Source organism: Lacrimispora sp. BS-2 (assembly GCF_040207125.1).
Taxonomy (GTDB): domain Bacteria; phylum Bacillota; class Clostridia; order Lachnospirales; family Lachnospiraceae; genus Lacrimispora.
This window is the reverse complement of the sequence record NZ_CP157940.1, coordinates 205,572-230,405: the sequence shown is the minus strand read 5'-3', so window position 1 is coordinate 230,405 and position 24,834 is coordinate 205,572. Positions and strand designations below refer to the sequence as shown.

The 24,834-nt window shown below is 45.9% G+C and carries 26 protein-coding genes and 3 pseudogenes; 8 read left to right on the top strand and 21 right to left on the bottom strand.

Annotated elements, in window-relative coordinates:
- The first annotated feature begins 110 nt into the window (after window positions 1-110).
- The gene (locus ABFV83_RS01135; protein ID WP_349948964.1) at window positions 111-317 is read left to right on the top strand and encodes a hypothetical protein; all 207 of its coding nucleotides are present in this window, start codon (window positions 111-113) and stop codon (window positions 315-317) included.
- Window positions 318-351: 34 nt separating this feature from the next.
- Here ABFV83_RS01135 and ABFV83_RS01130 read toward each other — a convergent pair.
- A pseudogene (locus tag ABFV83_RS01130) lies at window positions 352-1,071 on the bottom strand (LysM peptidoglycan-binding domain-containing protein); the annotation flags it as partial.
- A 128-nt stretch (window positions 1,072-1,199) separates the two neighbouring features.
- Here ABFV83_RS01130 and ABFV83_RS01125 point away from each other — a divergent pair.
- Window positions 1,200-1,658: a hypothetical protein gene (locus tag ABFV83_RS01125; protein WP_349948963.1), complete on the top strand. Its 459-nt coding sequence runs from the start codon at window positions 1,200-1,202 to the stop codon at window positions 1,656-1,658.
- Between the two features lie 4 nt (window positions 1,659-1,662).
- Here the strand turns inward: ABFV83_RS01125 and ABFV83_RS01120 are convergent.
- Window positions 1,663-1,764: pseudogene (locus ABFV83_RS01120) on the bottom strand (LysM domain-containing protein); the annotation flags it as partial.
- A gap of 210 nt (window positions 1,765-1,974) precedes the next feature.
- Here ABFV83_RS01120 and ABFV83_RS01115 point away from each other — a divergent pair.
- Complete coding sequence (locus ABFV83_RS01115; RefSeq protein WP_349947071.1) at window positions 1,975-3,366, top strand: FAD-binding oxidoreductase; 1,392 nt, start codon at window positions 1,975-1,977, stop codon at window positions 3,364-3,366.
- A gap of 85 nt (window positions 3,367-3,451) precedes the next feature.
- Here the strand turns inward: ABFV83_RS01115 and ABFV83_RS01110 are convergent, their stop codons facing one another.
- Both ABFV83_RS01110 and ABFV83_RS01105 read right to left on the bottom strand, forming a co-directional pair.
- Window positions 3,452-3,895 carry a MarR family transcriptional regulator gene (locus ABFV83_RS01110; protein WP_349947069.1) on the bottom strand — a complete coding sequence of 148 codons (444 nt, stop codon included), beginning with the start codon at window positions 3,893-3,895 and terminating at the stop codon, window positions 3,452-3,454.
- A 41-nt stretch (window positions 3,896-3,936) separates the two neighbouring features.
- Window positions 3,937-4,482, bottom strand: a complete 546-nt coding sequence (locus tag ABFV83_RS01105) for a glutathione peroxidase (protein ID WP_349947067.1) — start codon at window positions 4,480-4,482, stop codon at window positions 3,937-3,939.
- Between the two features lie 279 nt (window positions 4,483-4,761).
- Here ABFV83_RS01105 and ABFV83_RS01100 point away from each other — a divergent pair, with 279 nt between their 5' ends.
- Both ABFV83_RS01100 and ABFV83_RS01095 read left to right on the top strand, forming a co-directional pair.
- On the top strand, window positions 4,762-5,901 hold the full coding sequence (locus ABFV83_RS01100; RefSeq protein ID WP_349947065.1) for an FAD-dependent oxidoreductase: 1,140 nt from the start codon (window positions 4,762-4,764) through the stop codon (window positions 5,899-5,901).
- Complete coding sequence (locus tag ABFV83_RS01095) at window positions 5,892-7,211, top strand: DsrE/DsrF/DrsH-like family protein (RefSeq protein WP_349947063.1); 1,320 nt, start codon at window positions 5,892-5,894, stop codon at window positions 7,209-7,211. The genes ABFV83_RS01100 and ABFV83_RS01095 overlap by 10 nt, the downstream gene beginning before the upstream one ends.
- A gap of 173 nt (window positions 7,212-7,384) precedes the next feature.
- On the opposite strand, the gene ABFV83_RS01090 is transcribed toward ABFV83_RS01095, so the two are convergent.
- A complete protein-coding gene (locus tag ABFV83_RS01090; protein WP_349947061.1) occupies window positions 7,385-8,032 on the bottom strand; it encodes a cytidylate kinase-like family protein in 648 nt (215 codons plus the stop codon).
- Window positions 8,033-8,114: 82 nt separating this feature from the next.
- On the bottom strand, window positions 8,115-9,410 hold the full coding sequence (locus tag ABFV83_RS01085) for a galactokinase family protein (RefSeq protein ID WP_349947059.1): 1,296 nt from the start codon (window positions 9,408-9,410) through the stop codon (window positions 8,115-8,117).
- Window positions 9,411-9,714: 304 nt separating this feature from the next.
- On the opposite strand from ABFV83_RS01085, the gene ABFV83_RS01080 reads away from it, so the two are divergent.
- Complete coding sequence (locus tag ABFV83_RS01080; RefSeq protein WP_349947057.1) at window positions 9,715-10,659, top strand: TIGR01212 family radical SAM protein; 945 nt, start codon at window positions 9,715-9,717, stop codon at window positions 10,657-10,659.
- Between the two features lie 2 nt (window positions 10,660-10,661).
- Here ABFV83_RS01080 and ABFV83_RS01075 read toward each other — a convergent pair whose 3' ends face one another.
- The 8 genes and pseudogenes from ABFV83_RS01075 to ABFV83_RS01040 form a co-directional block, all read right to left on the bottom strand.
- Window positions 10,662-11,864 (bottom strand): CapA family protein, encoded by a 1,203-nt coding sequence (locus ABFV83_RS01075; protein WP_349947055.1) that lies wholly within the window; start codon window positions 11,862-11,864, stop codon window positions 10,662-10,664.
- Window positions 11,776-11,982, bottom strand: coding sequence for a hypothetical protein (locus ABFV83_RS01070; protein ID WP_349947053.1), 207 nt, complete (start codon window positions 11,980-11,982; stop codon window positions 11,776-11,778). Before ABFV83_RS01070 ends, ABFV83_RS01075 begins: the two co-directional genes overlap by 89 nt.
- A gap of 52 nt (window positions 11,983-12,034) precedes the next feature.
- Complete coding sequence (locus ABFV83_RS01065) at window positions 12,035-12,238, bottom strand: hypothetical protein (RefSeq protein WP_349947051.1); 204 nt, start codon at window positions 12,236-12,238, stop codon at window positions 12,035-12,037.
- Window positions 12,239-12,426: 188 nt separating this feature from the next.
- Window positions 12,427-13,523, bottom strand: a pseudogene (locus ABFV83_RS01060) (family 1 glycosylhydrolase); the annotation flags it as partial.
- A 188-nt stretch (window positions 13,524-13,711) separates the two neighbouring features.
- On the bottom strand, window positions 13,712-14,554 hold the full coding sequence (locus tag ABFV83_RS01055) for a DegV family protein (protein WP_349947050.1): 843 nt from the start codon (window positions 14,552-14,554) through the stop codon (window positions 13,712-13,714).
- Between the two features lie 218 nt (window positions 14,555-14,772).
- Entirely contained in the window at window positions 14,773-15,060 is a 288-nt protein-coding gene (locus ABFV83_RS01050; protein ID WP_349947048.1) for a sulfate transporter, read from the bottom strand.
- Between the two features lie 170 nt (window positions 15,061-15,230).
- A complete protein-coding gene (gene htpG / locus ABFV83_RS01045; RefSeq protein ID WP_349947046.1) occupies window positions 15,231-17,234 on the bottom strand; it encodes a molecular chaperone HtpG in 2,004 nt (667 codons plus the stop codon).
- A 173-nt stretch (window positions 17,235-17,407) separates the two neighbouring features.
- Entirely contained in the window at window positions 17,408-17,905 is a 498-nt protein-coding gene (locus ABFV83_RS01040; RefSeq protein WP_349947045.1) for a DUF5721 family protein, read from the bottom strand.
- Between the two features lie 357 nt (window positions 17,906-18,262).
- Here ABFV83_RS01040 and ABFV83_RS01035 point away from each other — a divergent pair, with 357 nt between their 5' ends.
- Together ABFV83_RS01035 and ABFV83_RS01030 are read left to right on the top strand one after the other, a co-directional pair.
- On the top strand, window positions 18,263-19,549 hold the full coding sequence (locus tag ABFV83_RS01035) for a M18 family aminopeptidase (RefSeq protein WP_349947043.1): 1,287 nt from the start codon (window positions 18,263-18,265) through the stop codon (window positions 19,547-19,549).
- Between the two features lie 154 nt (window positions 19,550-19,703).
- The gene (locus tag ABFV83_RS01030; protein WP_349947041.1) at window positions 19,704-20,276 is read left to right on the top strand and encodes a hypothetical protein; all 573 of its coding nucleotides are present in this window, start codon (window positions 19,704-19,706) and stop codon (window positions 20,274-20,276) included.
- Window positions 20,277-20,289: 13 nt separating this feature from the next.
- Here the strand turns inward: ABFV83_RS01030 and ABFV83_RS01025 are convergent, their stop codons facing one another.
- The 7 genes from ABFV83_RS01025 to ABFV83_RS00995 all read right to left on the bottom strand — a co-directional run bounded on the left by ABFV83_RS01025 (window position 20,290) and on the right by ABFV83_RS00995 (window position 24,804).
- Window positions 20,290-20,523 (bottom strand): hypothetical protein, encoded by a 234-nt coding sequence (locus ABFV83_RS01025; RefSeq protein WP_349947039.1) that lies wholly within the window; start codon window positions 20,521-20,523, stop codon window positions 20,290-20,292.
- A gap of 29 nt (window positions 20,524-20,552) precedes the next feature.
- On the bottom strand, window positions 20,553-21,524 hold the full coding sequence (locus tag ABFV83_RS01020) for a peptidylprolyl isomerase (protein ID WP_349947037.1): 972 nt from the start codon (window positions 21,522-21,524) through the stop codon (window positions 20,553-20,555).
- Between the two features lie 23 nt (window positions 21,525-21,547).
- A complete protein-coding gene (locus ABFV83_RS01015; protein WP_349947035.1) occupies window positions 21,548-22,330 on the bottom strand; it encodes an HAD family hydrolase in 783 nt (260 codons plus the stop codon).
- Window positions 22,327-22,920 (bottom strand): Maf family protein, encoded by a 594-nt coding sequence (locus ABFV83_RS01010; protein WP_349947033.1) that lies wholly within the window; start codon window positions 22,918-22,920, stop codon window positions 22,327-22,329. Before ABFV83_RS01010 ends, ABFV83_RS01015 begins: the two co-directional genes overlap by 4 nt.
- Before the next feature lie 81 nt (window positions 22,921-23,001).
- Complete coding sequence (locus ABFV83_RS01005; protein ID WP_349947031.1) at window positions 23,002-23,559, bottom strand: putative ABC transporter permease; 558 nt, start codon at window positions 23,557-23,559, stop codon at window positions 23,002-23,004.
- A gap of 203 nt (window positions 23,560-23,762) precedes the next feature.
- The gene (locus ABFV83_RS01000) at window positions 23,763-24,221 is read right to left on the bottom strand and encodes a divergent PAP2 family protein (protein WP_349947029.1); all 459 of its coding nucleotides are present in this window, start codon (window positions 24,219-24,221) and stop codon (window positions 23,763-23,765) included.
- Between the two features lie 13 nt (window positions 24,222-24,234).
- Window positions 24,235-24,804, bottom strand: coding sequence for an HD family phosphohydrolase (locus tag ABFV83_RS00995; RefSeq protein ID WP_349947027.1), 570 nt, complete (start codon window positions 24,802-24,804; stop codon window positions 24,235-24,237).
- Between the last annotated feature and the right edge of the window lie 30 nt (window positions 24,805-24,834).

Sequence of the window (24,834 nt, the reverse complement as noted above, 5' to 3'; positions counted from 1 at the left end):
CCATAAAAGCCTCAGATAATTACTTAAGCTTTGTTCCGCCTCGGAGATACACATAATGACAGGAGGCTGGGGAATGGGCTGGGGTTGGGGAGTCGGCTGGGGCTGAGGAATTGGCTGAGGAATTGGCTGCGGCAACGGCTGGGGAGTCGGCTGCGGCCTTGGTTGGGGAGCTGGCTGCGGCCTTGGTTGGGGAGCCGGCTGGGGCCTTGGCTGAGGAGCTGGCTGCGGCCTTGGCTGAGGAACTGGCTGCGGCTGGGGTGTTGGACAAACTGGTGGCAGTTTGTGCCCATATGGAATACAAATCACCTGACCAATAAACAGATTTGTTGGATTAATACCTGGATTTACAGCCATGATTGCCTCAACGGTAGTCTCAAAACGTTGTGCAATAATCCAAAGGGTATCACTAGCCTCAATGATATAGGAATGCAATCCTCCTGGGCAGAGGTTCTCTGTGCGTTCCCCTCTCCGCTCTTCCTCATCGCGGGTCCCTCTTCGTTCTTCCTCATTGCGTGGCCGCATATGTGTTTTTTCAGGTACCGCGCCTCCTGCTCCGCGAGGAATGCAGATTACCTGGCCAACAAACAGGTTAGCAGGAGTTAAACCCGGGTTTGCCTCCATAATGGCCTCTACAGTAGTACAATGATGCTGTGAAATGAGCCACAAAGTATCACCGGCTTCAACTGTGTATGAATATGATCCTTCCGGACACCGGCCCCTTCTGTTTCTGCGCCTCCAGTCGTCTTCAATAAAAGTCTGGGATTGAGACTGAGTCATAGGCTGAGTCTGCGGCTGCGTCATAGGCTGCGTCATAGGCTGAGTCTGTGGCTGTGTCTGCGGTTGCGTTTGTGGTTGCGTTTGTGGTTGAGTCACAGGCTGCGTTTGTGGTTGAGTCACAGGCTGCGTCTGTGGCTGGGCTTGTGAAGGCATATTGCGGTTTCCGCCCGCATGTGGAATACAGATTACCTGACCAATAAACAGACGATTCGGGTTTATACCTGGATTCGCTTCCATAATTTCGTCAACGGAAATAGAATGGCGCCGCGAAATAAGCCACAGGGTATCTCCGGCTTGAATTGTGTAGGATTGCATCCCACCTGGACAAATATTCATTAAATCTTCAAGATTTTGATTTTCCGGAACAGTAGTCTGTGGCTGTGTCTGGGGTTGGGTTGCAGGCTGAGTCTGGGGCTGTGTCCATGGCTGAGTCATTGGCTGTGTCTGGGGCTGTGTCCGTGGCTGCGTCATTGGCTGCGTTTGCGGCTGTGTCTGCGGCTGCGTCATTGGCTGCGTCTGCGGCTGTGTCTGCGGCTGCGTTTGCGGCTGTGTCTGCGGCTGCGTCATTGGCTGCGTCTGCGGCTGCGTCCGTGGCTGCGTCATTGGCTGCGTTTGCGGCTGCGTCTGCGGCTGTGTCATTGGCTGCGTTTGCGGCTGTGTCTGCGGCTGCGTCTGCGGCTGCGTTTGCGGCTGTGTCATTGGCTGTGTCTGCGGCTGTGTCTGCGGTTGCGTCATTGGCTGCGTCATTGGCTGCGTCCGCGGCTGCGTCATTGGCTGCGTCTGAGGTCGGGTCTGGGGTGGCATATTGCTGTTCCTGCTTCCGCGGGGAACGCAGATTACCTGCCCAACTAACAGGTTATTTGGAACTATTCCCGGATTAACCGCCATAATTTCATCTACAGTAGTACGAAAACGCTGTGAAATAAGCCATAGTGTATCACCGGATTGAATCGTGTACGAGAACAATCCTTCAGGGCAAGGAGTCATAAGATTACTGCCTTTCAATTAAACAATTTTCCATATTTTATGATTTAGAAATCAGAATAGTACCTGTCAGCCCTTAAAAATTATATTTTTGTAAAATATTGACAAAATAAAATGGAAGAAATCAAAGACAGGCCGGGAACGGGAAATATACATGCCGAACCAAATGTCCTCCTTCTTAATAAAATGTTATTAGGAAAGGAGGCAATCCTCATGAACACCTGTAATTTTAACGGGCTCACCGGTCGTATTGTTACTCCAGACGACCCTTATTATCATGAATTAAGACAAGTATATAACAGGGCGGTCCAAAAATTCCCCCTGGCCATTGTTTATTGCCGGAATCATGAAGATGTCAGCAATGCGGTTTTGTGGTCCCAAAAGAACCACGTCTGTCTGCGGATCCGAAGCGGAGGCCATAACTATGAAGGCTACTCCACCGGCGATCATGTGCTTGACATTGATTTAAGTGAAATGAACCAGCTTGCCATAGATGAAGACGCCCATTTACTTCACGTTCAGGGAGGCGTAACAAACAAACAGTTATATGAATTCGTCTCATCAAAAGGTTACCCCTTCCCTGGCGGGACCTGCCCCTCGGTTGGGGTTGGCGGATATGCCTTAGGTGGAGGCTTCGGACTCTCCTGCCGCCACTTTGGCCTTGGCTGCGACAATCTTTTAGAAATCCGTATGGTCGATTACGAAGGCCGCATCGTAAATGCCAATTCTCAGGAAAACGCCGATTTATTTTGGGCATGCCGGGGAGCAGGGGGAGGAAACTTTGGCGTAGTCGTTTCCATGACCTTCCGCCTTCCCCAGAAGGTAAATAAAGTTACACTTATTGACATAAGATATCCCCATGCAGACCAGGAGAAGCAGTCTTTATTCCTGCTGACCTGGCAGGACTGGCTGAAAGATGCCGATCAGAGGGTAACCTTGATTTCAAGGATCTACAACGATCTTTTTGAAGGACTTGGGATTATCGCAAGAGGGATCTTTTACGGACCTCCTGAGTTAGCCCTGGGAATCATTGCTCCCCTCCTTGAGCTTGGAGGTGTTAAATACAGTTTAAAATACGTGACCTTCCTGGAAGCTGTTACAATTATCGGGGACTTTTATCCTCCCTTTGAAAAATTCAAATCAGCAAGCCGTTTTGCTGTGCGGGACTTTAGCAACTGTGAAAGCTTAAAAATTGCCGGTCTTATAAAAGAGCGGCCCCAAGGTTCTGTTTATGCCAGCATTTCCTTTTATGCCCTGGGAGGCAAGGTGGCAGAGGTGGATGTAGATGAAACTGCATTTTTCTACCGCAATGCCAACTTTATTGTCTGGCTTGATACCATATTTGAAGACCATAGATGTAAAAATGCCGCCTGGGTAACTGAAAAATTCAACTATTTAGAATCAGTTACCAACGGCTCCTATGTGAATTTCCCCTATGCATGCCTTCCCTGCTATCTTGAACAATATTATGGTACCCATGTTTGCAGATTAAAAAAGGTGAAGGAGAAATATGATCCGTTTAACATTTTTACCTTTCCCCAGGGGATCGGCGAATTTTATAACATGGATTTTACGGCTCCCAGATGCTGTAACCTCTCCTGGTAAACCTTTCATACAGTCAAGGCATGAATACAAAAGCACCCTCGCGAAAATTAGAATTCACGCGGGGGTGCTTTCGTTGGGTCTTCATTTATTTTTCCGGTCTTTGATCCGTCTGGCCTAAAATCTGATACAGAAGCCGGTACAAATCCCTGGATTCCTCTTTATTAACGGAAATACATTGGGACATCCGGTCAGGAATGGTTACAGCCTGATCCTTTAGCTGTTCTCCCTTTTCCGTCAGTTCAACGATCACGCTTCTCTCATCCTCTCTGGCCCGGCTCCGTCTAAGCAGGCCGGCGGCTTCCATCTTTTTCAACAAAGGGGTCAAGGTGCCGCTGTCCAGGTACAGAAGCTCGCCCATTTTCTTAATGGTGACCTGCTTTCTCTCCCATAATACCATCATGGCAATATACTGGGTATAAGTCAGCCCGATCTCATCAAGAAATGGTTTATACCGTTTGATAATCTCGCGGGAACAGGCATATAGCGGAAAGCAAAGCTGGTTCTCCAATTTTAATTTCTCATAGTCCATAACTTCTCTCTCCTCTTCCTCTGCCATCCTCGTCCGGTTTTTCACAATAAGCTTTTTACACTTTCTTTTACATACTTCATATCCGCGGTCGGTTCAAAACGCCTGACCACATTTCCTTCACGATCCACAAGGAATTTGGTGAAATTCCATTTAATGTCCGGTTCATTTTTATAATTCGGATTAACCTCTTCAAACTTCTGTTCCAGGCGGGAAGTCAGCTCATGTCCCGGGTCAAAGCCTTCAAAGCCCTTTTCATTCACCAGGTAACGGTACAGGGGAATGGCATTCTCCCCATTTACATCAATCTTTGCAAACTGAGGGAAGGTAACTCCAAAGCGTCCGGTACAAAAGGAATGAATTTCTTCGTTGTCTCCTGGCGCCTGGTTTCCAAACTGGTTGCAGGGAAAATCAAGGATCTCAAACCCTTTGCCTGCGTAATCGTCATACATGGCCTGAAGATCCGTATACTGGGGAGTAAACCCGCAGACCGTTGCCGTATTGGCAATCAGCAGCACCTTGCCTGCATAATCGGATAAGGGTTTCTCTGTGCCATCCATTTCTTTCACTGTAAAATCATAAACAGACATTTCATGTACCTCCTTCTTATATTGTACAAAATTGCATTTTTTAAAACTATTCTTATCATAAAACGTTATTGGTCATTTGTCAATGGAATTGCAAAATTTAATTGCACAAAATTAATTATGCATATATTTTCTTGCTTTATGTGCGATAAAAACATGATCATTGTCACGGGCAATGGCTGTTATGTGACTGAATCACAGACATCTTTTAAATATTTGTTTATACTTAACGAAAAAACACATGACCATTGAATCGTTTAAAAATATAACAGGAGGAATATTATGAAAAAAATTGTAATTATCGGCGGAGTGGCCGGAGGAGCCAGCTGTGCAGCCAGGCTGCGCAGGCTTGACGAGGAGGCAAATATCATCATGCTGGAACGGGGGGAATACATTTCCTACGCTAACTGCGGCCTTCCTTACCATGTAGGTGATGTAATTAAATCCAGGGACGCATTGCTGCTGCAAACTCCGGAAGCCATGAAAAAGAAGTATGACATCGATGTCAGAGTAAAAAATGAAGTTACCTCCATTGACAAGGAGAATAAAAAAATCACAGTACGCAGACTGGATTCCGGGGAAACCTATGAGGAAACCTATGACACCTTAGTCATTTCCACCGGCTCCTCACCGGTCCGCCCGCCCATTCCCGGAATCGGATCTTCCCGAATCCAGACTCTCTGGACGGTTCCTGACACCGACCGCATCCGCGCTCTTATTAAGGAAAATAAAATCAAAACTGCCGCTGTCATCGGAGGGGGCTTTATTGGTCTTGAAATGGCTGAAAATCTCCGCCACGCAGGACTTTCTGTTTCACTCATTGAAATGCTGGACCAGGTTATGACGCCTGTAGACTACGAAATGGCCCAACTGCTCCACGAACACATCCTGCAAAACGGCGTAGACCTTCATCTTGGCGACGGTGTTGCCGGGTTTGAAGATCAGGATGGATCTGTAGCCATTACTCTAAAAAGCGGTAAAACTCTTTTTGCAGAGCTTGTCATCCTCTCCATCGGAGTCCGGCCCAACAGTGAACTGGCAAAAGCAGCCGGCATTGCCGTCAATGAACGGGGCGGCATTGTGGTCGATGATTATTTAAGAACCTCGGATCCTGATATCTATGCCGTAGGCGATGTGATTCAGGTCAACGACCTTATATTCCGGGAACCAGCAATGATCCCCCTTGCAGGACCTGCCAACAAACAGGGACGAATTGCAGCAAATAATATTGCAGGGGCGCAGGAAACCTATGAAAAGACTCAGGGAACGTCCGTTGCAAAGGTATTTGATTTAGCTGTGGCTTCTACCGGCGCAAATGAAAAGGCACTGATCAGGAGGGGCCTTCAAAAGGGAACGGACTATGAAAGCATCATCATTACCCAGAACTCCATGCAGGCTATTATCCCGGTGCCGTGCCCATAACCTTAAAGCTTCTTTTCTCCACCAATGGAAAAAAGATCTTCGGAGCGCAGATCGTGGGCCGGGACGGTGTTGATAAACGGATCGACACCCTGGCGGTGGCAATCCGCCTTGGCGCAGGAATCCATGACTTAAAGAACCTGGAGCTGGCCTATGCCCCACCCTTCTCTTCCGCAAAAGACCCGGTCAACATGGCTGGCTTTGTGGCTGAAAACCTGCTTACGGGAAAAGTTGCATTTACCTCCTGGGATGCGGTAGAGCAAAGTCCGGAAGCAGTGATCCTTGATGTAAGAGAGGATGCGGAGCTGATGGCCTTTTCCCTCCCAAATGCAACCCACATTCCACTGGGGCAGCTAAGAAACCGTTTAAAGGAACTGGATCCTTCCAGGAAAACCATTGTCTTCTGCGCCATTGGGGTCCGGGCTTACAATGCCGTCCGCATCCTGATGCACAACGGATTTCATAATGTCAAGCTTTATCCCGGCGGCGCCAGGTTCTATCAGTCGACCCATTATGGGGCAGATGCTCTTCAGCCTTCCGAACAAATTCTTTATGCCGACAACGGCCAGATGGAGACCAAAAATATCCCCACCTCTGCCATGCGCTTAGATTGCAGCGGAATGCAGTGCCCCGGTCCCATTATGAAGGTATTTGAAACCATGAAGGAAATGCCCGATGGGGCAGTCATGGAGGTATCTGCCTCGGATCCAGGCTTTACCCGGGACATCGGCGCCTGGTGCAGGCGTACCGGAAATGAACTTATGGCCTGTGAACTCCGGGGAAAGGATTACGTTGCACTGGTTAAAAAAGGAAGTCCTGCTTCCCTTGAAAAAAAGGAAGCATCCGAAGGCAAGACTATCATCGTATTTTCCGGTGATCTTGACAAGGTTCTGGCAAGCTTTATCATAGCCAATGGCGCTGCAGCCATGGGCAGACCTGTTACCATGTTCTTTACCTTCTGGGGACTGACGGCATTAAGAAAAGCGGAAAAGCAGCCGGTCCCCAAATCACTGGTGGAATCCATGTTTGGATTCATGCTTCCCAGAGGCAGTAAAAAATTAAAACTTTCCAAAATGAATATGGGCGGCATGGGAACCGCCATGATGAAAAAAATCATGAATGATAAAAATGTGGATTCATTGGAAACCCTGATCCAAAAGGCCATGAAATCCGGAGTAAAGATTGTGGCCTGCACCATGAGCATGGATGTCATGGGAATCCATCCCGAAGAATTGATCGACGGGGTGGAGCTTGGGGGCGTAGGCGCTTATCTGGGGGATGCGGAAGAATCCAACGTGAATTTATTTATTTAGCTGTTTTGTAAATCGGAAATCTGGTGTATTTTAAGAATGACTTAGATAGTGCCTTGCCTGCACTGGTACTGGAAAAATCCACGGAATGTTAAAACTGATTCAATGATATACCAGCCCGGACAATGAAAACGGCGGCTTTGAAATTACAATCAAAGCCGCCGTTATGCGTTCCTTTATAACTCAATTCCTCTAAGCTTAATATAATCCTTAATCAGTTTCGCTGTCTGTTCCAAGTCAATACAACTGGTATTGATGATCAGGTCATAATTGTCCCAATCTTCCCAATTACCACCGGTATAGTAGCGGTAATACTCCTTCCGCTCCCGGTTGATCTTTTTTACACGCTTTGCTGCTTCTTTCTCATCAACATTATCGACCTCCATGGTACGCTTGATGAGAGTCTCGTTGTCTGCATAAACAAAGATTTTTACCAGACCAGGGAACGCTTCTTTTTCACGGCCCAAGATGTAATCCCCACACCGTCCGGCAATAATGCAGGACTCTTCCGAAGCCAGTTCTTTAATGACCTTGGACTGGAAACGGAACAGATTCTCCGGTTTCACAATATCCGCATCCGTAGAGGGTTTCCCAAGCTGGGGCTTTAAGCCGCTTACGATCTTATAAAGCAGGTTGCTTCCTGCCTTTTCATCCGCCAGACGGAAAAATACCTCTCCAACGGCACTTTGCTCCGATGTTATGGTTAAAATCTCTTCATCATAAAAATGAATTCCCAGTTCCTCTGCAAGGGCTTTTCCCACAATTCGGCCGCCGCTGCCGTACTGCCTTCCTATGGTGATAACCAGATTTTTCTTTTCTTTCATAATGTCCGCCTCCTTCTGCCACACGTTCTTTTCTAATGTTTCTTACTTCTATTTTACTCCATAGCGGCAGAATTTACAATTATTATTGATTGATTATCTCATTGAAACAGATGGCTCCATAAGGCCTGATGCTCATCCGGTAAGCATTGCCCTCTCCCATGGCTTTCTCAATGTAGGAAATATATTCATCTACCAGTTCATTAGGCAGCATAGTCATGATAACACCGGCAAATCCGCCTCCATGGATTCTGCATGCGCCTTTCTTCTTCTCTGCAAGGAAAAGTTCCGTAAGAGCCAGGGCAATGGTGATCCCCTGTTCCTGGAAACTGGTATTGGTAAAGCAGTTCTGAAGCCATTTCCATGAAGAATTTCCAGATTCGGTGATATTCTTTAAAAAGTCCTCAAACCGGTTTTCCTTTAAAGCTGCAACTTCCGCCTCTACCCGCTTATTTTCTTCAAAGAAATGGAGGGCACGAAGGACAGAACGATCACCGGCAAAGTCCCTGACCTCCTGTAAATTGTCAATGACCTCTTTTTCTGTGATTTCGGCGCAGACCTCTTTTCCAAAGAATTCAGCGACCTTTTTCATCTCTGCCGGAACTGAGGAATAGTCCGCGCTTAAGTCCGCATGACCCTTTCCTGTATTGACAATAATAAGGCTGTGGTTTTTAGAACCAAAATCAAAGTCAATTTTCTCTACAACCGGAGCTGCCGGGTCCTTAAAATCAATGGTAATAAGTCCCCCTGCTGCACATGCCATCTGGTCTAAAAGGCCGGAAGCCTTGTCCCAGTACACGTTTTCAGAAAACTTGCCAATATGGGCATAAGCCACGGTATCCATGGCGCTATTGTTAAAGAATGTATTTAAAATAGAACAAAGCAGCATCTCAAACGAAGCGGAGGAGCTGACACCTGCCGCACTGATAACATTGCTGGTTACGCAGGCATCAAAGCCGCCGATCTCGTAGCCGGCCTCTAAAAAGCCCTTTAAAAGCCCTTTTACCAGATCAATGGTCCCTGCCTTCTTATCGCTTGGAGCTAAGTCGTCTAAATCAATCTCAAAGCTCTGGTTATAGGTCTCACTGATAATATTCACTTTCCTGCTGTTGTTTTTTGCGGCTACGCCCACGCAGTCCAGATTAATGCTTCCAGCAAGCACTTTTCCGTGGTTATGATCGGTATGGTTTCCGCTGATCTCCGTACGTCCGGGTGAGGAAAACAAAATCACATCATCCTCTGGAAATTTCTTCTGGAAGTCACTCACAAGGCTCTGATACCGTTCTATATTTTCCCTGACCGCCTCTTCTCCGTATAAAGCGGCCATAAGCTTTTCTGACTTTTTAGACTCCAGCAGCTGAATCGTATCGCTTATTTTCATGTCATTTGCTCTCCTTTTCCGATTTACTGCCCACGCTTTTGGGGCTAAAGGTAACCTGGATGGTTTTTTCCATTCATTGACAACGTATTGTCATTGTTACGAGTATATCATAAATGCCAAAGATTTCACAATACAATATTTTACGAAAAACCATAAAATAATTTGACAGCTCATCCGGGGTTCCCGTATAATGAAACAATCAAAAATAACCCCGGAGAAAACACCGTGCAAGCATACTTTACACCCGATAAAAGGGTATATCCTGCCCAAAAAACATGGAAAGAAAAGAGGAAACGAGAAAAGCATGTACTGGAACGAAAAACCTTATCATTCCCTGGACTATGAAATGAAGAAACAATACGGACAAAAAATATATAAACTGGCTCTTGACGGCGGCATGACCTGCCCCAACCGGGATGGAACCCTGGGAACCGGGGGATGCATCTTCTGCAGCGGCGGAGGATCGGGAGAATTTGCCGAGTCCCTTGCCCTTCATTCCTCTGTCACCAGTCAGATCGAATCTGCCCGTAAAAGGATCCAGGGGAAACTAAAGCCGGGGGAAGGCCGTTTCATCGCCTATTTTCAGTCTTACACCAATACCTACGCTCCCGTACCCTATCTGGAAGAGCTGTTTACCCAGGCTATCTCCCATCCGGATGTGGCGGTCCTTTCCATTGCCACCCGTCCAGACTGCCTTCCACCTGATGTCCTGGAACTGTTAAAAAGATTAAACCGGATTAAGCCTGTCTGGGTAGAACTGGGGCTTCAGACCATTCATGAATCAACAGCAGACCATATCCGGAGAGGATATCCCCTTCATACTTTCTTTGAAGCTTACCAGAATTTAACGGAAACCGGGCTTACGGTCATTTCTCATGTCATTTTAGGGCTTCCAGGGGAAACCAGGGACATGATTCTGGAAACCGTAAACTATCTGGGCCATTTGGGAGAACATGGGACCAACGGAATCAAGCTTCAGCTCCTTCATGTATTAAAAGGAACTGACCTTGCCGCAGAATATGAAAAAGGCCTGGTTCCTGTCTACACCCTGGAAGAATACGTGGACCTGATCATAGACTGCATTGCCATCCTTCCTCCAGAGGTAGTCATACACCGGATCAGCGGAGATGGGCCAAAAAAGCTTCTTATTTCGCCTCTATGGAGCGGCAATAAAAAGCTGTTCCTCGGTACTCTGGCAAAACGGTTAAAAGAACGAGGCATCTGCCAGGGTGACAGATACCTCGTCTGAGTTTAATTGCCGTTATTGTGAATGACGCCGTTTTCATCAACTGACACGCCAAAGGATATGCCCTGGAAATACTGGTAAAATCCCTGAATCTCGTCTTCCTGGGTCAGGGTTCTGGTATAGCCTGCCTTGGAGGTTCCCGGAACCAGGGACAAGGTGGTGCTTCCCTGGGCAAAATCCACCTGGGCCCGTAAAAGGGCTGTCTTTGGGATACTGCTTCCAAAGATGAAATTGCCAAGGCTGTAGCAGATGGGCTTGCCGTTATAATATTCAATTCCCTGAAGAACATGGGGATGGCTTCCGATCACCAGGTCAGCCCCTGCGTCGATGATCTGTTTTCCCAGAATCCTCTGGTATTCCTGGGGTTTTTCATCCCGCTCCACTCCCCAGTGGATGTAGACCACCACATAATCACAGATTTCTTTTGCCTTTTTAATTTCCTCCAAAAGGATGGTTGGATCATAACCGCTTACCATGCCTGGTTTTTTGCTGTTCGCCACCCAGTTATGATCAGGATAGACCCTTGATGCCGCCAGAAAGCCTATGGCCTTTCCATTCACTTCTATCTTCTCAAGCTGTTTTGCCCTGTTCATGTCAGGGCCCGCCCCCACATATCTGATGCCGGCTCCATCAAGGGCTGTACAGGTGTCCACAAGGGCATCCGTTCCATAATCAAGAGAATGGTTATTGGCCAGGGCAACGATGTCCACTCCGATTTCATTCATCAGAAAAACCTTGGAGGGCGGCAGACGGAATGTAAACTGCTTATCCGGTGCCGCAGAGCCCCGGCTGCTGAAAGGGAATTCCTGATTGGCCATAAAGATATCTGCACCGCCGATTTCTGTGCGATATCCCTCATCCAGGACCCCTTTTATGCTTCCTTCCTTATCATAAGCAGCTATCACATGACTAGATAGTAATATATCCCCAGCAAAGAGGAGATGAACGGCTGGTTTTGGCTCTGTTTCTTCCCCTGCAGAAGCGTTTTCTTCCTGAGACTGGGATTCCCCCACCTTCAGGACTTCCGTTTCCTCTGATGCCTCAGACGCTGATTGGGCCAGGCTTTCTTCTGGAACGGCCTCTGTCACAGGCATGACTTTCCTCCCCGCTCCATTCCATTCACTTACCCCAATCCACCCAACAAGCAAAACAAACAGCAATATGGGTAGGAAAATCAAAATCTTCATCAGCCCATTTTTTTTCTTCATCTACTCCTCCTGATTGTTGACAATTTCCACATGAGTTTTCATTTTCCATTACTTTTTCCACAAAAACCATGGGTTTTTCCATAACTTTTCTTTCATATTTCTCTGGATTATATTTCATTTTTTTATCTTACACTGGTTCCATAAATTTGTCAAATATTCCCTTTTACTTATTATGTACGCTTAAGATATACCGGAATCTGCAGTCTTCCTGGAACCATTGGATTCATGGAGGAGGCATTTACTCCGATGTGGAGGTATTGTATCCCATAGCTTAAATTAAAATTCACCAGGTCACAATCCATCAGTTCCCTATGAGTGGTAAAGGCCAGTCCATGCCAGCAGATATCACCTCTTGTCACAGCATCTTCAAGCACTCTCATTTTTTCAACAAAATATGTTTTTAAACAGATAAAAAAAGCACCTTTTCGGTTTGAGCGGATTCGGCAATAATCCCTGCTGCTTCCCAAAAAGGCGCTTACTTTTCTCCCCTTATGTTACATTGCTTCCTGGATCCGCCGACGGAAAACATCCAGGAAACAGAGTTTTCCCATTGGCTTTACCTTTACTTTAAAACGGCTCCATTGCTCGCGATTACATCTTTATACCATTCAAAGGATTTCTTCCTGCTGCGTTTTAAGGTTCCTTTTCCTTCGTTATCCTTATCAACGTATATAAAACCATATCGCTTTTTCATCTCTCCCGTAGACGCACTGACAAGGTCAATGCAGCCTCAGGGGGTATATCCTAATAAATCTACTCCTTCCTCATCCACAGCCTCTATCATCGCCTTAATATGCTCTTCCAGATAACTTATCCTGTAGTCATCATTGATGCTCCCATCCTCTTCCAGATTATCCACCGCACCAAGGCCGTTTTCCACGATAAATAAAGGTTTCTGGTATGGTCATACAGGGTATTCCAGATAATCCTAAGCCCAAGAGGATCGATCTGCCAGCCCCATTCCGATTCCTTTAAATAAGGATTTTTGATGCTCTTCATAACATTGCCTGATGTGGATTTTGTAATGACGTCTTCCGATGTGCTGGCACACCGTGATGCGTAGTAGCTGAAAAAAATAAAGTCCACCGTATGTTCTTTCAGGATTTCATAATCTTCCGGCCCTATTTCAAGCTTTATCCCTTCCCGTTCAAACATTTTTCTGGCATAGGATGGGTACTCTCCTCTGGCCTGTACATCAATAAAGAAATAATTTTCCCTGTCCTTTTTTATACTTTCCTAAACATCCTCCGGATTGCAGCTATAGGGATAGAAATTTCCTGCAGCAAGCATACAGCCTATTTTAAAATCCGGATTTATCTGGTGAGCCAGTCTGGTCGCCATGGCAGAAGCCACTAATTCGTTATGGGCAGCCTGGTATTTCACCTGGGTTTCATCCTCTCCCTTAAAGAACCGGATTCCAGCTCCCATAAACGGAAGGTGAAGAAGCATATTGATCTCATTAAATGTAATCCAGTAAGTCACTTTATCCCGGAAGCGGTGGAATATGGCATCACAGTATTTCACAAAACAGTCAATGACCTTCCGGTTCTTCCAGGAACCGTATTTTTCAACAAGAGCCAGGGGCACATCAAAATGGCAGATGGTCACTACCGGTTCGATCCTATACTTTAAAAGTTCATCAATGAAATCTTCATAAAACATGCAATCCACAATCCTGCTCGATTCAGTTAAATAAAAAACTGGTCATATTTACGCTTTGCCTGAGCAAAAGTATAAATATAACCAGTTATGCCTGCACGATTCACTACAGTTGCACCTAGTAATTCTCTGTTTGTGAGAATTTTAACATATTTTTCCAAACTTGTAAAGCATTTATGATACACTTTTTAAAGTGTCATGACGATTCCGCCGTCATTGGCATATACCGTAGCAACTCCGGCTGTCTCTGCAATGATCACATCCTTGTATACAGCCTGCTTCAGCATCTCCTGCTTAACATGTTCCGCCCGTTGCGGATTATTGCAATGAGAAATAACCAGAACTTTATCTCTGGTATCTCCTCCCTCTTTAATGGCAATCTCCACCATGCGGGCCAGCGCTTTATTGATTCCTCTGGCCTGGTCCAGCTTAATGATCACGCCGGAATCAGATCCCATGACCGGCTTGATATTCAGGGCCGTGGCAAAAAAAGCCTGAAGACCGGTAAGGCGTCCATTTTTTCTTAAAGTATCCAGGCTTTCCAGCACAAAATAGGTATGCATATTCTTAATGAAGATCCTTGCCTTCTCTTCAATCTCTTCAAAGGTCAGGGATGCCTGACAAAGGGACTGAACGTAAAGAGCAATATTCAACTGTCCTGCAGAGGCAGAATTTGAAGCAAGTACTGCAATCTTTTTCCCGTCATTCCCATGTTCTTCTTCATAAAGTTTTTTTCCCAGAACTGCGCTGTTATAGCTGCCGCTTAAATGCTCGGACAGGGGAATCACAAAAATCTGGTCAGCGTCGCATTCAAAGGCTTCTTTATACAGTTCCGGTGACGGACAAGCTGTTTTGGGGCACTCGCTGCTGCTTTTCACCAGCTCCAAAAAGCTCTTCTGGTCGAAGGTCTCGTCATCGATTACCTGAGTATTACCCACTTGTAAAATAAGGGGAATTATCTGAAAGTGAGGATCCTTTCTTAAATCTGCCGTAATATCCAGGCAGCTGTCCCCAATGATTTTATAGCTCATATTTCTATCCTTCCTTCCGGCACGAAACTTATCATGTAGTATTCATTACCATATATTATAGAGAAACCAGACCCGGATGTCAATAGAATAATTTGGCACTATCTGGCAGCTATCAGAATAAGTCTTAATTCCTGTTTTCATGGATCGCCGGATTGTAAAGAAGGACTTATACCTGGAATTCTCCAAGATACAAGTCCTTAACTTACCATCTGATATGATTAATCTTCCTGCGTATCAAATACTCCTACCGCACTTATGCTGGAGCATACTACCACTACCACAACAAACAGGATCAGAAGCATAATTCCTCCGAAAAATTTCATTATAAAGTCCATTCCGATTTCATCTGAGGCTCCCTCTGCCGGTAGGTTGGCCTCAGAAACAGCAACTGTCTCTGCATGAGATACCAATACGGCTCCAGGTGCAGCTCCTGCAAACATCCCGATCATAAGAGCCATCATAAGGCGCAGCACTGCTTTCCTTATCTTCATCGTCTTTTCCTTCATCAAAGTTTCTCCTTTCAATGCCCGTGCTATTTGGACAATCGATACATGCCCGATCAAGCGGGGGCAGGATCCCCCCAAAGGTATTTTTTCCTGCCAATATCAAAATCGCTATATCTAATATAGCACAAACGGGCCAAAAAAGATATCCCTAAATCCATTGAATCTGCATTCTATTCCTCTGCCATCACAAGCATCAGCTCATTGCTTCTGGCAATAAATTTCGTCATGCGCTCCGGTGTCAGGGAACCATGGCTGAGAGCCGCAAGATCATAGAGCTGCTCGCAAATGGAGTTTGTGTGGTCTCCGTCTTTATGTCCCAGTATATACTGCACCAGCTTATTGTTGTAGTTAAGAACCAGGGTCTCACCGCCTGCTCCAAACATGGAAGGATCCATTCCAGGCATCGTATACATCTTCATCATTTCCTGCATACGGCGGGATTCCTCGGATACCGTGATCATGGAGGATACATTTTCATTCTTTAATTTCTCAACCTTTACCTCCAGATGCTCTTTGCTTAATGCCTTGCGGAACATCTCGGTCAGGGCCTCTGTGTCTGCCTTCATGGCTTCCTTATCCTCTTCCTTTACCTCTTCCTTAAAAGTGTCGGATAAATCAGAATTAATGCATAAGAATTTAACATTCTCATTCTTCTGTTCCAGATAACCTACAAACGGGCTGTCAATATTATGGGTCAGATAGACCGCATCCATACCAGCCTCTTTAAACATGTTGATGTACTGGCTCTGCTCTTTTTCATCGGAGATATAGAATACACTGTTCTCATGCTTCTCTTTATTCTCCTCCAGGCAATCGGAAAGAGTTAAATACTTGCCTTCCAGATTTTTAAAGATAAGGGAATCATTGATCTTTTCCGCAAATTTCTCGTCCTTTAAGCAGCCGAATTTAATAAATGGATTGATGTCATCCCAGTACTTTTCATAATTTTCACGGTCTGTCTTAAACATGCCCGTTAATTTATCTGCAACCTTCTTTGTGATGTAGTCGGAAATCTTCTTTACAAAACCATCGTTCTGAAGGGCGCTTCTGGATACGTTAAGGGGAAGATCCGGACAATCGATCACGCCCTTTAACAGCATCAGGAATTCCGGAATCACTTCCTTTATATTGTCAGCAATAAATACCTGGCTGTTATACAGCTTAATGGTTCCCTCCAGGCTGTCATAATTTAAATTCAGCTTGGGGAAGTAAAGAATACCCTTTAAATTAAAGGGATAATCCATATTTAAGTGAATCCAGAATAAAGGTTCCTTGTAGTCATTGAACACCTTGCGGTAGAATGTCTTGTACTCCTCCTCTGTGCAGTCGTTGGGATGCTTGTTCCAGAGAGGATTGATATCATTGACAGGTACCGGACGTTTTTTAATCTTATATTTTTCTTTGGCAGGAGATACCTCTACGACTTCCTTCTCACCGTTTTCGTTCTCTTTTTCCTCTGTCTTTGCTTCCTCAATAATGGTTTCGATCACAGTGTCCTTGTCGGTCAGCTCATCCTTTTCAATGGTCTCATACTGAGGCTCTGAAGATGAACTGGTCAAATAGATTGCAACAGGCATAAAGGAACAGTATTTGTCAAGAACTTCCTTGGCGCGGTACTCGTTGCAGAACTCTAAGCTTTCTTCATTGAGATACAGCTTAATGGTGGTGCCAAACTCTGCCTTATCTCCCTCTTCCATCTCAAATTCCGTACCGCCGTCAGACTCCCAGTGAACTGGAGAAGCCCCTTCCTTATAGGATAAGGTATCAATGGTGACTCTGTCTGCTACCATGAATGCGGAATAAAAACCAAGTCCGAAATGGCCGATGATCTGATCCTCATTGGCCTTGTCCTTATATTTCTCAAGGAAATCCTGGGCGCCGGAGAAAGCGATCTGGTTGATGTACTCATCCACTTCATCCATGGTCATTCCAAGGCCGTTGTCCTTAAAGGTAATGGACTTTTCATTGGAATCTGTAGTGATCTCGATCTTAAAATCCAGATCCTCAGGCTTTTGCCATTCTCCCATGATTTCCAGCTTCTTAAGCTTTGTAATGGCGTCGCAGCCATTGGAAACAAGCTCGCGGTAAAAAATATCATGGTCGGAATACAGCCATTTTTTAATAATCGGGAAAATATTTTCGCTGTTAATTGTTAAACTACCTGTCTTTGCCATACTAGAACACTCCTTACTCTTTTTCTATTTCAGTTCCATGTTTCCATGGAATTTCCACAAATTTGTATACAAATGAATCACATTCAGACTTTACCTGCAAAGAATATTTTAATACGCGATTATGGAAATGTCAATAGAAAATCAGCACTCAATTAAAACGAGTGCTAATAATTCTATTCTTCCAAAAATGGAATCTCATTTTGCTTTAAAAACCCCTTAAAGGCCTGGTCCCATTCCTCATCCAGGGTCTTATCCAGAGTAAAGACAGAAACCGAAGTTCCTGTCACGCAGGTAAGCTTATCTTCCTCATAACGGATATTGATGTACAGCCCATTCACCTGGTCGGGTGTAAAGGCAATCTGGCGTGATGCAAGAAAGCGCTCTGTTCCTTCCTTTGACATCTGCAGGATGATCCGGAAACTGACGGGAAGTCTCTTTCCTTTAATTAATGAAAAACAAAAAGGCTTCATCATGGCCCAGTCAGAAAGCTGTCCGATGTTCCTTTCCTCCATTTCATCTTTGGAGTAATAGCCGGAACGTATGGTTCCGTCTATGGTAAATGTATTAAAAGTAACAATAACAGCTTCCTTTGCAAGGAACTGGTCAAACACTTCCCCCACGAACAGCTTGGAGGTAAAGAGCTTGAGGTCCTCAATTTTCAGTGCGATCATGGCAATTTCTCCCCATTTTATAATCTCTATCCGTTTACTATACACCGGATCATCCCAGACTGTCAACGCAGGATTTCCCACGATCTTCAGTATTCCAAACAGGGTTTTTCTGTGGTATACTATCCACGAAAGCAATGAGCAGTGCGAAATAAGGCTGGGAAAGATTTTCGTTGTGCTTGCACATAAGAAAATCTTTTCATGACTTATTTCATAGGGCGAATGCCCGTGAGCCAGGGGATCCGCAGGATCCCCTGGCTCCACTGCGGACTCAAGCCCAAAAGCACGGGCAGAAAAGAGGAAGCGCCCTGCGGGCATACCACTATGCCCAAAAAGCATGGGCAGAAAAGAGGAAACCATATGAATCATATCAAGCAGTTAGAAACACTGATCGCCGCATCAGTTTCTCCATACCACTGCATCATGGCGGCAGCGGACCAGCTTTTATCCGCAGGCTTTAAGGAACTGTCTCTGGCTGAGCCCTGGGAGTTAAAGCAGGGCGGGTCATACTACATAAATGCTTTTGACTCCACCCTGATCGCATTTTCCGTTGGGGAAGAGTTGGGCGAAATACCGGCCTTTAAACTGGCTGCCTCCCATACGGACTGGCCATGCCTGAAGGTAAAACCCTCCCCTGAGGTCACTTCCCTGGAATACGGAAAGCTTAACGTAGAAGTATACGGAGGCCCTCTTTTAGGAACCTGGTTTGACCGCCCCTTATCCATGGCAGGCAAGGTCTGTGTAGCCGGAGCATCTCCCATGAAGCCTGAAACCATATTTGTGGACTTTTCACGCCCCCTCCTTACGGTCCCGAACCTGGCCATCCATATGAACCGGGATGCCAACGACGGAGTTGCCATCAATGCGCAGATAGACATGCTTCCCCTCATTACCCGGATCACGGATGAGTTAAGCAGGGAAGACTTTTTCCTGGAAGCCCTGGCAAAAGAGGCAGGCGTGAAAAAAGAAGATATTCTGGATTATGAAATCTGCATCTATAGCTGGGAGCAGGGAACCCTGTTAGGCTTACAGAATGAATTTTACTCTTCTCCCCGTCTGGATAACTTAACCTCCGTGCAGGCCTGCTTAAGCGGAATCATGGCCGGTCCGTGCAAAAACGGAATTCATGCCATCGCCTTATACGACAATGAGGAAATCGGAAGCCATACCAAGCAGGGAGCTGCTTCTGCCCTGATGGAGCGCATTCTTGAAAAGATCTGCTTATCTCTGGGATATTCCAGGGAAACTTTCTTAAATGTTCTGTTTTGCGGATTTTTGCTGTCCCTGGATGTGGCCCATGCCATTCACCCCAACCACGGGGAAAAATGTGATATCAAGAACCAGATCCTCATGGGAGACGGGGTCGCCATTAAGCTGGCATCCAGCCAGGCCTATGCCACCGACGCTTCCAGCACCGGAGTCATTGAAGGGATCTGCCGTAAAAATAATATTCCTTATAAAAAGTTCTCCAACCGCTCTGACGTAAAAGGCGGTTCCACTTTGGGAAGCATCTCTTCCGCCCTTCTTACCATGCGGACAGTCGATGCAGGCGTGCCCATACTTGCCATGCACTCAGCAAGGGAAGTTATGGGAGCTAAGGACCAGGAAGCCCTTGTGAAACTGGCAGAGGCATTTTTCCAGGCGTAATTTTATCTTTCCGGCTTCCAATACAGAATCTCCACCATATCCCCCGGCGATATGACCGAGCCCTGTTTCTGGTCAATGATGCAGTTGGAACGGAGCATTCCGGATAAAACGGAGGAATGGTGAAGTGCCGCAATTTTACAAAATTGGAGTAAATATGAGTACAGAAAACACAACTCTTCTGCAAGCCAGACACATGATTTTAATCGGAGCGACAGGACGCAACAGTGGAAAAACAACCCTGGCTCTTCAGATTATCCATGCATTTAAAGATGAAATACCGGTTATTGCATTCAAGCTGATAACCATAAGAAATCATGGGGATATATGTCCCAGAGGTGACCAGGGCTGCGGGATCTGCCATGGACTGAAAGGCTCCTTTGACATAACGCCGGAGACCGGCAACGGGACAAAAGATACCATGCTGCTGAAAAAGGCCGGAGCAAAAGAGGTTTATCTCATCCGGGCCTATAAGGAAAATTTGAGAGAGGCATTAGAGGAAGCCCTTAAATTGGTTCCGGAGAATGCCCTTGTTCTATGTGAATCCAACAGTGTACGCCTGGTAGCTGACCCGGCTCTCTTTGTCATGATTGAGAGCAGCGCTTCTTCCAGTATAAAGCCTACGGCAGAGGCAGTGATGGAGTATGCAGATGTGATTCTTCCACAAGATGAAGATTCCTTTGCCTGGCTCCTGAATTCTTTCAAAGAAAAGGGGAAATCATCTCACTGATTTCCCCTTCCCATTAATGCGATTCCCCCATGGTCTCCGACACCACTTCCCTGCTGGTTTCCAAAGGAGATTCAGAGGTTTTACTCCCCTCCCAGTACCGGTATCCAAACACGCCCCCTACCGTTAAGCAGACTAGCAAAAACAAGGCAAGAAGAAACCTAAGAAATCCCACTAGGATTTCCCGTCCCCGGTTTCTTCTGCGCCTGCGGCTGTGCCCTCTTTTTCTATCATATTCTTCCGGTTTCATCTGTAGTTTTCCCCATCCTTCCCCTTTGGTTAGTCAGAAAAATACTTCTTATATATTTCAAAAAAGTTCGTGGCAGTTGTCCTGTCATCTTTGGAGAATTTTACATCCTTCCATATCTCATTGCTGAAGGTGACCGGATTTTCTTTCTTAAACTGGGAATAGATTTGATCAAAGGCCTCTCTCTTCCGTTTCCGGTACAGCCCGGCTTTCCGCTCCTGAGTGGCGTCTTCGTCATAATCGTTTACGCAGTGGATAATATAATATTTGTCCTTATCCTCCACCACCTGACTGATCTGGCCTGCTGTAAGGGAAAAGGCAGCCTCCTCATAGGGACCTGGATTTTCCCCTCTGCCCACATTTCGCGTTATGACCGGATTCTCCGAATATTCTCTGGCAAGTGAGGAAAAATCGGCTCCCTCAGTCTCTGCCTTTAAAAGCACCTCAGAAGCCGCAGCCCCATCGGACATAACGATCTGATCCACCTGGATCACCTTGGCTTCGCTGTCGCTGATTTCCAGATTCATGTCCTTTGTCAGTTCATCCACAACCTTATTGGATAGGCAATATTCTTCATACATAGTCCGCACATCCGTTTCTGTGGCTCCCATGTAGGAGATATCTTCCTTGGTCAGGGAAGAATAATATTCTTCCGATGCCTTACGGACTTCTTCCTTTTCGGCGCTGGTCAGGGTGATTCCCTTGTTCTTTGCCAGAAGATTCATCATCTTCATTTCCTGGAGAAATTCCTTCACCTGATCCACCAGATAGGTTTCAAAGGTCTGTCCGCCTGGCAAGTCCACTCCCCAGATCTGGTTGGTATAAATCTGCTGATACCGGTTCCTCTCTGTGGCTACGATCACCATGGATTGGGGCAGCGTATACGCCTTTGTCTCAAAGGATTCAGAAACAAGGGGGATATTAGCCCTGCACCCGGATAGCAGGACGATTGCCGCTGCAGCAGCCAGAAGGACTTTTCCCACACTCTTAAATTGACCTTTCATGAGCCTCCCTCTTTTCACGCTGCTTAAAGCAGCTTCAGTATTTTCAGGACCCCATCGTTTACGTTAGTGTCCGTCCGAAATCTGGCAACGGCCTTTACCTCTTCCCTGGCGTTTCCTACGGCAAAGCTGTAATACGCCTGCTTTAACATCTCAATATCATTTAACTGATCGCCAAAGGCCATGGTCTCCTCCGGCTTGATCCCCAGGCTGTCCTGAAGAAGCTTTACGGCCTGTCCTTTGTTAATTCCCGGTCTCATACAGTCCAGCCACATATCACCTGCCAAGGTCATTTTAAGGCGGTCCCCGTATTTTTCCCTCAAGGTTCTGGTATGAGCCTCCACATTTGTCTTACGGTACACGGAAACTTTGATGAATTCAGATTCCACCTTGGTCAAATCCTCCACCTGCTTCACATGGAACCGGTAACCGTTTACCATCCAGTCCAGAAATTCCTGATTGTCTGTCTCCGTATAAATCACATCGGGTCCACAGATCAGGACATCAAGCCCCTCCATCTTCCGTACATCCTGTACCATGTCCATAACCGTCTTACGCTCAATGGGGTTGATATATAATCGCCTTCCATGTAAGCCTACATAAGCACCGTTATCTGAAAGATAGAACACCTTTTCCTTAATGGGTTCAAATATGGATTCAATGCTGAGCCACTGGCGTCCGCTGGCAGCGGCGAACTGGATCCCCTTTGCCCGCAGCTTTAAAATTACATCATACAGCTCAGGATTCAGTTCATTGCCTCCATCCGGCACAAGAGTCCCGTCAATATCCGATGCAATCAGTTTAATCATTCCCTGTCCTCCTTAAACATCTGCTTCATCTCCTGGTACACACGTCCTACAGGCAATCCTACTACATTATTGTAATCGCCGTCAATCCCTTTAATAAAAGCTGCGAATTTTCCCTGTATCCCATAGGCCCCGGCCTTGTCCATAGGCTCCCCGCTGTCAGCATAGGTTCTTATCTCCCCGTCAGACATGGGATAGAGATGAACATCCGTCTTTTCCACAAATGTCCTCACCTTATTCCTATGACCTCCACAATACACCAGGGTGACTCCTGTGTATACCTGATGGGTCTTTCCTTCAATCAAAGAGATCATCCGGTAAGCATCTTCATGGCTGACCGGCTTTCCCAGAATCTCACCGCCAGCAGCAACTACGGTGTCCGCACCAATGACATATGTCCCTGCCTGCTGGCGGCTGGCAACGTCTTCTGCCTTTTGGCGGGACAGCTCCATCACTGCCTCCTCCGGCACGTCTGTGGTGATATTCTCCTCTATGGTGCTGGGCTCAATCTCCGGCGTTATCCCGATCTGAGCCAGAAGCTCTCTCCTTCTTGGGGAAGCTGATGCCAGCACAAGCTTGTCTATCTTATTCATCTCTAACCTCCATGTCACTCTTAAAGACTTTATGGTATAAAATAGCAAATAAGCGGGACCCATATCGAATCCCGCCATTCATTAATATACTTTCAAACGCCCGATCATGGACGTATCATCATCGTCACAATCACCCCGAAGCTGCAGTCTCATGGTGTATATGAAATCAGCCAAATAAAAAATCAAAAGGCTCATTGCCACCAACCGCTCAAAATTCTCCGGAATCATTCCTGCCATCTGATTGACAAATCCATTAAGGAACCGGAAATAGAAAATCCCTAAAAATCCCCATGCAATGCTGCTTTCCAGACAGATGATCCCTTTGTAATTAAACAGCTTCCGGCTGTAATCCCACCAGAATGAACCGAACAGCTTTATCATCATATGAGCTGTTAAAAGCTCCATAAAGGTTGCCATAGCCATAGAGGCAAAGTAAAGATGAACCGGATTGCCTGCCAAAGGCTTAAGCAGTATCATCGCTCCCGTTGCGCCAAATCCATAGATAATGCAGAACGGTCCGTGGCCAAATCCACGATTCAGCACAGGCCTCTTATTCTCATAGCTTAGTACGGAACATTCAAGAAGGTATCCAAGAAAACTGAATAGGAAAAAACAGTTTATCCTATGATAAATTGACATATCCATTTTACCTCCAATTTTAACAATTTTTTAACTTGTTAAAGTATAATATGGATATCTTAAGAAATCAAGGACTATTTTCTTACGATTCCCAGAAAACTTTCTTCTTTATTCCAGTAGATGCAACGAATCAATGCCAACTCCCCTGCCCCTGGCGGCTGCCGGGAAATTGCAAATGCCGGAATGTCTTCGCAGATATTTAACTAATAATACTGGGCCATAAAAAGCGCAAGCAGGATTCCTAAAATTGCTCCTGCCGCTACCTGAAGAGGAGTATGTCCTACATATTCCTTAAGCTTTTCCTGTAATATCTCCCCACTAAACTCAAATGGATTTTCCAGCAGGATGCTGTTTAGCAGTTTGGCCTGCTTACCCGTTTCCCTGCGCACCCCCATGGCATCATACATGACAATCATGGATAGGACAAAGCAGACCGCAAACTCAAAAGAACCGACGCCATAGCGGTAAATGGCGGCGGTCGTCAATGCACATACCGTTGAGGAATGGGAACTGGGCATTCCCCCAGATCCCACAAGCCTCTCCGGATTAAAGTTTTTGTTAAGGGCCAGGTCAATGATCGTCTTTAATATCTGTGCCACCAGCCAACCGGCAACTGCAGTAATCAAAACCTGATTCCCAAGTATATCTTCCCAAAATGTCATGGTTTCCTCCGTATTATGCAGCGCTTTTCTTTCCAAATCCAAATAAGATCCAACGCTTGATCCTGGCCATTGTTTCGATCAGGCCGCAAAATTTATCCGAATAAATGATCACCATTCCCTCAAGACTTTTTGGGGGAATGGGCGTCAGCGGCCACATATGGCGTAAAATCATATCTTTCTCTTTTTCTGTAAGTTCAAAATATTTTACTGCATTATTCAATGCAGTCCGGGGATGAGTATAACCATGGAAGTGCTCCCCGGTTTCCTTTGCATGGGTATGCCAGTCATACAAAAACAAGTCATGAAGGAGACCGGCTCTTGCGACTGCTTTATAATCCCAGCCCTTTTTTCTGCAGATGCAGTATCCCATATAGGATACCTTAATGCAGTGGGCCTTACAGGTAGTGTCTCCGTGCTGCATATAATTGTCCATGGACTGAAATATTGGACTATCTATAATGTCCCTGACACAGTCCATATAATCCGTATCTTCACAATAATCTTCCCGTTCTACCCAGGAAGAATCTTCTGCCCATCGGATCACTTCTTCTTTTTCTTCCCGGGTCAAATGCATGTTTTCCATCCTTGTTCTAACGCTTCTTTCCTAATCCAT